Annotated in this window: 1 protein-coding gene; it reads left to right on the forward strand. The window is 42.5% G+C overall.

Going from position 1 to position 1,385, the window contains the following annotated elements:
* Positions 1-54 precede the first annotated feature (54 nt).
* Positions 55-1,338 carry an ISL3 family transposase gene (locus FFM78_RS13615; protein WP_137638911.1) on the forward strand — a complete coding sequence of 428 codons (1,284 nt, stop codon included), beginning with the start codon at positions 55-57 and terminating at the stop codon, positions 1,336-1,338.
* Positions 1,339-1,385: the final 47 nt, after the last annotated feature.

Here is a 1,385-nt window from a genome sequence, read left to right on the forward strand (position 1 = left end):
CCCATCCAAAAAATCCACCCACAACAGTATCATTTAAAAGGATATGAGAAAACCGTGAACCCTATAGACCATCATATAAAATTTGCGCTCAATATTAAAGACCCAAACGTTATTTTTTTCGATTATGGCAACGAGGTCAAACAAAACAAACGAATCAAAGTCTATCATGCCACCGTCAAAGCCGTCTTTAAGCGTTGCCCCCAATGTGGCTTTGATCAGCTCAATCATAATGGTCACTACGTCACGCGGGTGACTTATCTCACTGCCAATGCTAGCGAGCCGGTTGAGCTAGAGCTACACAAAGAGCGCCTGATTTGTAAAAGCTGTGGGACTAGTGTGATGGCAACGACTGATCTAGTTGATAAATATTGCCATATCTCCCGGGCAACTCGCCAGAAGATTTTTATGCATTTACAAGATGATCGGACCCAAAAGAGTATTGCCCGTGATAATAATGTCTCACCCAGTACGGTTTGTCGCTATTTAGATAACTATGACGAGCTCTTTCGACGGAATTACAACTATCTACCCGAACATTTAGCCATGGATGAAGTGCGCGGTGTGGGTGGCGTACTCCATTTTATTTGTATTAATGGTGCTGGTGATCATGAAATTCAACAGATCCTGCCGGATCGGTTGAAAAAAAGCATTTTAGCTTACTTTAATCAGTTTCATATTAAGGTGCGCCAGCGCGTTAAAACCGTGACTTTAGACCTGAATAGCTACTACCAAGACATTGTTAGCACTGTCTTCCCCAACGCTAAGATCATCGTTGATCGGTTCCACATTGTCGCTATGATGACCCGCGCGTTCAACCAAAGTCGGGTCCAACTGATGAAACGATATCCTAAACAGACGAAGGAATATCGGCTGCTAAAATTCGCTTGGAAACTGTACTTAAAGCACGAATATGATCTTGATGCTAAACGATTATTTTATGACCGCCATCTGCGCCAACAACTGACCCAGCAAGAACGTGTCCAGTTAGGGCTTGAACTTGATGAAACATTGGCGAATACTTACACGATTATGCAAGGCATTATGACTTGTCTTAAAAGCCATAATCAAGCTGACTTAGTCAATTATTTAACCCATAATGATCCCCTTAGCTCACCGATGGCGGCCACCTTAACGACCTTCAAGCAAAACTCAGCGATCATCCTTAATGCCAGTAAATTCAAATACTCAAACGGTCCCATCGAGGGAATCAATCGCATGATCAAACAGATCCAGCGAACGGCTTTTGGCTTTCGCAACTATCACCATCTAGTTTCACGGATCAAACTGCAACAAATGCGGACCAAACCAAGTAAAAAAACAGCATTAGAAGTTAAGTAACTTCTAACACTGTAAAATTGACTATCAACAGGATTTGACAGAGAGCC

The sequence above is a fragment of the Loigolactobacillus binensis genome (assembly GCF_005405165.1).
GTDB classification, from domain to species: Bacteria; Bacillota; Bacilli; order Lactobacillales; family Lactobacillaceae; genus Loigolactobacillus; species Loigolactobacillus binensis.